6 protein-coding genes are annotated in these 7,090 nt (G+C 33.7%); 3 read left to right on the top strand and 3 right to left on the bottom strand.

Annotation, left to right across the window (positions count from 1 at the left end; translation table 11 throughout):
• Positions 1–227 precede the first annotated feature (227 nt).
• A complete protein-coding gene (locus QNJ66_RS10010; RefSeq protein ID WP_300505916.1) occupies positions 228–602 on the top strand; it encodes a hypothetical protein in 375 nt (124 codons plus the stop codon).
• Positions 603–659: 57 nt separating this feature from the next.
• Positions 660–1,073, top strand: a complete 414-nt coding sequence (locus QNJ66_RS10005) for a hypothetical protein (protein WP_300505913.1) — start codon at positions 660–662, stop codon at positions 1,071–1,073.
• Positions 1,074–1,190: 117 nt separating this feature from the next.
• On the opposite strand, the gene QNJ66_RS10000 is transcribed toward QNJ66_RS10005, so the two are convergent.
• The 3 genes from QNJ66_RS10000 to QNJ66_RS09990 all read right to left on the bottom strand — a co-directional run bounded on the left by QNJ66_RS10000 (position 1,191) and on the right by QNJ66_RS09990 (position 4,688).
• Complete coding sequence (locus QNJ66_RS10000; RefSeq protein ID WP_300505910.1) at positions 1,191–1,907, bottom strand: ElyC/SanA/YdcF family protein; 717 nt, start codon at positions 1,905–1,907, stop codon at positions 1,191–1,193.
• Positions 1,908–1,985: 78 nt separating this feature from the next.
• Positions 1,986–3,353 (bottom strand): (Fe-S)-binding protein, encoded by a 1,368-nt coding sequence (locus QNJ66_RS09995; protein WP_300505909.1) that lies wholly within the window; start codon positions 3,351–3,353, stop codon positions 1,986–1,988.
• A gap of 27 nt (positions 3,354–3,380) precedes the next feature.
• Entirely contained in the window at positions 3,381–4,688 is a 1,308-nt protein-coding gene (locus QNJ66_RS09990; RefSeq protein WP_300505906.1) for an FAD-binding oxidoreductase, read from the bottom strand.
• Positions 4,689–5,393: 705 nt separating this feature from the next.
• On the opposite strand from QNJ66_RS09990, the gene QNJ66_RS09985 reads away from it, so the two are divergent.
• Positions 5,394–7,022 carry a glycosyltransferase family 39 protein gene (locus QNJ66_RS09985; protein ID WP_300505904.1) on the top strand — a complete coding sequence of 543 codons (1,629 nt, stop codon included), beginning with the start codon at positions 5,394–5,396 and terminating at the stop codon, positions 7,020–7,022.
• The last annotated feature ends 68 nt before the right edge of the window (positions 7,023–7,090 follow it).

Genomic DNA, 7,090 nt, shown 5'->3' with positions numbered 1-7,090 from the left:
GTTTAGGCGTAGTGATATTTCCTTAAACCCTGCCAATTCAGGTGTTGGGCGTGTACTTTCCGAGAGTCCCCCGGTAGGTTTTAAAGTCTTATACTGACTATTCCTATTATATCATATTCACGGCATTTTTAAATGCCGAGTCGTTCAACATCTCCTCTTTAAAAACAGGAGTTTTGAACATCCCGTGTTTCGTTATAATTGAAATAAAGAGTAAACTTGAGGACAATATGGCTGATCTAGGTAACTTAGTACAAAAAGCATTCTATCTTGGGGTAGGTATTGCTTCCTATGCAGCAGAAAAAGGAGGAACTACTATACAAGAATTAAAAAATCAAGCTCAGAAAGTAGCTGATGAAATGGTGGCCAGAGGAGAAATAACCGCAGAAGAAGCTAAAAAATATGTAGATGACATGATTCAGCAAGCGCAACAAGTTAACCCGAGTGAAACTGAAAAAAATGAGCAAAAAGAACCTCGTTTAATTGAAATTGTTTCCGAAGAAGATGAAGAAAAAACAGAAACATCAAAACAAGAAAATTTAGACAATCTTAAACAACAAGTAGAATCTTTACAAGAAGAGTTAGAGCGTTTAAAAAATCAATAATTGACAATAATAACCCAATACTATTTTATATTAAGTAAACTTCAATCAACAAATATTATGGAAGACTGGCAAAAAGATTTAACAGAATGGATAGACAATGTTACCGTTGCTGTAGAGGGTTTTGTCGATGAAGTAGGGCAGTCTATGGAAACGGCAGTTGAGGATTTTCAAAATGATTTAGTCAGAGACATTGATCAGTTTTTAGATGATGTTTTTACCCCATTTATTGATATTTCTATCGGGGAAGAATCTCAAACTTACTATTACTATTATGAATATAACCAAGACCCTGAATCAATACTTTCCCCAAAAATAGAACCCACTCATAATATTCATCCTGCTTGTCGGGGATGTGTTCATTATCATGGACGATTATACGGCAAAAATTTATTTGTTTGTGGAATGCACCCTTATGGTTCTAATAATGATTCTTGTCCCGACTGGGAAGGAACTTCAAAAAATCAGAATTGAGAATTGTGAAGTCAAAAATTATAGTTAATTTCAATATAAATGAGAGAAAACTTAACTCCTTTATTGTTACCATAATCAGCAGGATGCTCATACTTCTGTGTCTCAAACTACCTTGAATTAGAAATGACCTCGGTAATGAAGGGTTTCTGGTTTCCCTAAAAATTTGGGATTGGTTTTTAAGATTTTACAGTCTAAAAATGCTTTAAATCTAGCAAAAACTTCTCTCAATCTTGTTTTTATTCCAGCAACAGATTGTATATCCGATGCAGAAAAAGCAATAGGATTTTGGCCTTTTGCTTCTGCAATATATAATGCTCGTTGACAATGGAATTTTTGAGAGACAATGGTATAGTTTTCTAAGCCAAAAACTTCTTTAGCTCTTACAATAGAATCTAAGGTTCTAAACCCTGCATAATCTTGATTAATATATTGAGCAGGAACACCCAATTTAATTAAATCTTCGGTCATTTGACTGGGTTCGTCATAAAATTCTGTTGAGTTATCTCCTGAAACTAAAATTCCATCGACTTTTTTTGCCTGATATAATTTTGCAGCAGCTTTTATTCGATAAGCATAATAGGCATTATAGCGTGTTTTTTGAGATTGGTTAACATATTTAGAAGTCCCCAAAACTAAGGCTATTTTTTTTCTAGGAATTTGATTAATGTCGGAATAAATAGACTGGTTAAATTGATTATTAATGTACCAATCTATTGAGACAATTAATACTAGAAAACTAATCACTATAATACCGCTCATCGTCAAAAGGTTACGACAAAAATTATCTTTCTTTTTGGCTATTTTTTGCCTACTTTTTTTGTTAATATATGACATTAGTTAAGAACCATTAACAGAACATAATTAGGATAATTATCTATGAAACAATCGATTTTTCGATTGTTTCATCTTCTTCTAAAGTTTAAATTTTTCCCCTCTAATAGAATAATCTAATAATTCGATAGGGTGCATTAATTTTATATCTTTTCCTTGTTGGTTTAAATGTTTTTTAATTTGTAAAGAACATCCTGGGTTAGCAGAAGCAATTAATTTGGCTCCTGTATTCATTAAATTATTAACTTTTTGTTTTCCTAATTCTTCAGCAACTTCTGGTTGTAACATATTATAAACCCCTGCGCTACCACAACATAAAGCAGCATCTATGGGTTCTTTTAATGTTATTCCAGGAATTTGTTTTAGAAGTTGACGAGGTTGTAAGCTAATTTTTTGACCGTGTAAAAGATGACAAGCATCTTGATAAACTAAGGTTAAATCATCATCTGTTACAGCAGATAATGGAGTGGTTAATTCAACTTCTGCTAAAAATTCTTGAATGTCTTTCACTTGATTTGAAAATTGTTCACCCTTTTCTTTGTACTCTGTATCATCGGCTAAAATATGACCATATTCTTTTAATGTATGACCACATCCAGCAGCATTAATAATGATATAATCAACACCAGTATCAGCAAAACTATCAATCATCTGTTTTGCTAAAGCTTGAGCTTGTTTTTCTTGTCCCTGGTGTGCCGGTAATGCAGCGCAACATCCTTGAGTTTTAGGAATAACTACCTCACAACCATTAGCAGTTAAAACCCTGACAGTTGCTTCATTAACAGGGGAGAAAAATAACCTTTGAACACACCCTAAAACCACTCCCACACGATAACGTTTTTTACCTTTTGCTGGAATAACATCAGGATATGTTTTATTGAAGGACTTAAGGGTTATTTCTGGTAAAATAGACTCCATTGCTGCTAAACGGGGAAACAAGCGTTTTAATAACCCTGTTGCTCTGACAATTTTTTGAATTCCTAACTTTTGATATACCCAAAGTAGGGGAAGAAAAATTTGTAATCTTTCGGGATAGGGAAAAATATTAAAAATGATACTTCTAATTATTTTATCCGCAAAGTTTCTCGGTTGATTTCTTTCAACTTGGGGTCTGGTTGCTGAAATTAAACTATCGTATTGTACCCCCGATGGACAGGTTGAAACACAAGCTAAACAACCTAAACAACTATCAAAATGTTGCGTAGTTGCTTCATCTAAGGTTGCTTTTCCTTTATTGATAGCATCCATTAAATAAATTCTACCCCGTGGAGAGTCCATTTCCTTGCCGATAACACGATAACTCGGACAGGTAGATAAACAAAATCCACAGTGAACACAACTATCAATTAATTCTTGTTTGGGCGGATTTTTGGGATCAAATCCTTTGATTTCTTCTTCTAAAGCTTGTTGGAAATTAAAACTATTATTAGAGTTATCAGAAAGTTGCATAATAATAAGTGTTCTTCAAAAAGTAAACTAAACAAAACGAGAAGGACTAAAGAGATTATGGGGATCAAATTGAGTTTTTATTTGTTTCATTAGGGGTAAGGCATTCCCTGGATATCCCCAAGGTTCAAATTGTTTTTTGATAGCTTTATTTGCCTCTAAAATAGTCAAAAATCCTCGATTTTCTTGAGCAAGCGATCGCAGTTGTTTTAAGATGCCTAAACTGGGTTCTATATCCAGTCTAAACTCTCCGATGCCACTACTCAAATTGATCATTGCCCATGCTTTTTCTGGGGTCAAGTCATTTAATTGCATTAACCAGTTAACTGCTCGATTGGGTATAATTCCTATTTTGCCTGTTATAGTTGAATTTGTGTTATTAACTCTGATTATTTCTTGTAATCGTTGCCATAGATTTTCTTCAATTTCATCTTGACAAAACAGCGTTTTTATGTTCAATTTTTCAGCGATCGCTTGCACTTGTTGACTTTGCTCATTAATACTTTCTGGTATACTTTGAAAACGTACCATTAAGCCCATTTTTTCCCCTAATTCCAAACTTTTCACCACAGATGGGGAGAGCATTTCAGCAGCAGTAGGCTGTAAACCAGATTGTAAGAAGGTTTGTGCCATTTTACTGATGTTTTCCGCCTCCCCACTCATCACTAAGGTTCCGGACGCTTCCGGAATAGGATACAAACGGAATGTAACAGTAGAAATAATGCCTAATGTGCCATAAGAACCAGTAAATAGTTTCATTAAGTCATATCCTGCCACATTTTTCACAACTTTTCCCCCTGCTTTTGCTATTTCTCCATCCCACCTTACAAAAGAAAGTCCCAAAACCAGATCCCGTATTCCTCCATAACGTTGTCGCCAAGAACCAGTATCTGCTGTGGCTAAAATGCCCCCTATGGTGGCATCTTGGGGGTAAGCAGGGTCAATAGGCAAAAATTGATTATGATGCCCTAAAATAGCCTGTAAGTCCCCTAATTTTATCCCTGCTTCTACGGTAATAGTTAAGTCACTAACTGCATGATCAATGACTTGGTTAAGTTTTTGCGTACTAATAATAAGATTAGTATCAGAAACCACACCACCCCAACTTAATTTAGTTCCATTGCCACAGGGAAGTATTGACCATTTATTTTTGCTGGCTATTCTAACAGTATGACTTAAACTTTTAATATCAGAAGGAGTCAATAAATACTTAGGAATACAATTATTGTCAACTGTTTTTTGTATCCTATTTTTCCACGAAGTATCAACATTTTCCCAAGGAATAATATCAGGGGAGTCTAAAACACATTCTAATTGTGAAGAGATTGCAGAGGTCATAACTAGCTAATTCAACAATTCTTATATTTTATCATTGTTGGTCATTAAATTGTTCTGATCACCATAACTATTGGCAATCCATTAAGACAAAAAAATCATAATTAATACTCTAGGCCGACTTAAGTGCCTGGACAAAAATAAACGTTACAGTTGAGAAGAGGCAGGAGGCAGGAGCCAGGGGGCAGGAGTAAGGCTACAGCTATATTTACATAAGTTAATACAGTGCTGTTTACTTATGTCCGACTACTTACTGCCTACCTTACTAGGAACAAAAAAGTAAATTCTCCTCAATCTTCAGAGACAGCTTTTAAACAGCTTGAAATAGAATTATAAAATTTTTATAATAGCTTTAGTATTATGTTTTTTCCTGGACTAATAATACATTGAAGCTGTTTTTGTTGAATGATTTTTCTGGATCTTTGTTGTTCATATTGTGACCAAACTACAGTAGTTTTTTCTTCACATTTCTCAAATAACCCAACTAGACGAATAGGGCATCAAAGACTTTGTATTGGGTTAATGCTGCAAGTTGTTTAACAGCTTGTTCGTAGTACAATGTATTATTAGACGCGGGAAACATTTTGTATATTTAGTACACATTATGCCCACATTGAGCGATCGCGGATTTTCTGAGAAATGCGAGCATATCATGAAAAGCCTTACTTTGTTGTATTATTAGGTTTAAATATTCTTTAAACAGTTCCAATGAAAATTTCTAATTTCCTCAAAAACTTGAATTTTCCAGCTTTAATAACTGGTTTTATCGGTATTTCCTTAGTTTTAGGTATATTTTTTAGGTTTTATCATTTAGATACAAAATTTTATTCTTATGATGAAACTCATTCCTCTCTAAGGGTTTCAGGATATTATAGTCGTGAAATGTTTAGTGAGCTAGAGAATCAAGATACAATTTTTAGTATTGATGAGTTCCAGAAGTATCAACAGCCTCAACCTAATAAAGGAATTGATAAAATTATTATTGGCTTATCAGAAGAAGATCCCAATCATACTCCGGTTTACTTTATATTGGCTAGATTGTGGTCACAATTTTTTCAAAGTTTCCTAAACCCAGTACAAGCTATTCGTTCATTTTCAGCTTTTTGTGACCTCCTATCTTTGGTTGCAATGTATCTACTATGCCGAGAATTATTTAACTCATCAAGAGTTGCGGCCATCGGTGTTGCCTTAATGGCTGTTTCTCCTTTTCATATATTATATGGTCAATATGCTAGACCTTATAGTATTTTTACGACAATGATTTTATTCTCTAGTTTTTCCTTGTTATTAGCTCTGAGAAAAAAATCATTTTTAAGTTGGTTATCTTACACTATAATTTCTATTTTTAGCTTTTATACTAATCTCTTCACAGCTTTAGTAATATTCAGTCATTTTATCTTTGTTTTTGGGGTAGAAAGATTCCGATTTACTAAAGTATTCTGGTCTTTTATGCTATCGAGTTTAGTGGTATTATCGTCCGGGTTTGTCTGGTTATCTGGAACTCTGTCTGATAATAGTGACAAAGGAAGAATTGGCAGTTTGCAATTTTTAAAATTATCTCACGTTGTTAAAACGCACCTACATAGAATTGCTAGGGTTTTTGTAGATACTCATAATCTTGGCGGTATTGTTCGTGTTGAATCCAATCCCTTCTTAACGACTCTTTTGCAAGGGACATTGATGGCCTTTTTATTAATTCTAATTATTTATTCTCTAATATATTTAATTCAAAAATCTAGCACAAAAGAGTGGCTTTTTGTTTTATCATTAGTTGGAGTTACAGGTTTAGTTTTGGGAGGTGTTGTTAAGTTAATACCTAGTCAGATGGAAACTCGATACTATATTCCAGTATACTTAGGTATTCAGATGTCTTTAGCTTATCTTTTAGCTCACAAAATAAATCAAAAATTCAATCTGTTTGCTGGGATCTTCATTTTTTTAATAAGCTTAGGCGTTCTCTCTGGTATAATTAGTTCACAAACAGAAGTTTGGTGGGTTAATCTTCCTAGTTCAATTATACAAGCCCCTCAAGTTGTTCAAGCTGTGAATAATAGTGAAAATCCTGTTATCATTTGGAATGATCATAAAGATTTTAGGGGTAATTGGAATACCCATATTTTATTAGGTTTGAGTAATAAATTTAAGCCAGATGTCAGTTTTTTTTACCTCAATAAAAATATTAATTTGGATGAATTATTAAGCAAAAATCCTTCTCTGTTTTTATATCGACCTCATCAAGAAATACAAAAGAAACTGAGTGAACGCTATCATCTAAAACCAGCATACCAAGAAGAAGAAAAGCCTTGGCTATGGCAACTAACTTTATCTAAAAAATAATTAATTTCAGCAAACAAAGGACTTTATAAGTTAGAAGTTCCTTACTGCGTTTCGGCGCTATCGCACAA

The organism is Crocosphaera sp., from assembly GCF_030064895.1.
Lineage (GTDB): Bacteria > Cyanobacteriota > Cyanobacteriia > Cyanobacteriales > Microcystaceae > Crocosphaera.
Note: the sequence above shows the minus strand (reverse complement) of the source record. Positions and strands in the feature narration are given on the sequence as shown.

Coding starts and splice junctions, on each gene's coding strand:
- QNJ66_RS10000 (WP_300505910.1), bottom strand. CDS start 1,907: ATGTCATATATTAACAAAAAAAGTAGGCAAAAAATAGCCAAAAAGAAA.
- QNJ66_RS10010 (WP_300505916.1), top strand. CDS start 228: ATGGCTGATCTAGGTAACTTAGTACAAAAAGCATTCTATCTTGGGGTA.
- QNJ66_RS09990 (WP_300505906.1), bottom strand. CDS start 4,688: ATGACCTCTGCAATCTCTTCACAATTAGAATGTGTTTTAGACTCCCCT.
- QNJ66_RS10005 (WP_300505913.1), top strand. CDS start 660: ATGGAAGACTGGCAAAAAGATTTAACAGAATGGATAGACAATGTTACC.
- QNJ66_RS09995 (WP_300505909.1), bottom strand. CDS start 3,353: ATGCAACTTTCTGATAACTCTAATAATAGTTTTAATTTCCAACAAGCT.
- QNJ66_RS09985 (WP_300505904.1), top strand. CDS start 5,394: ATGAAAATTTCTAATTTCCTCAAAAACTTGAATTTTCCAGCTTTAATA.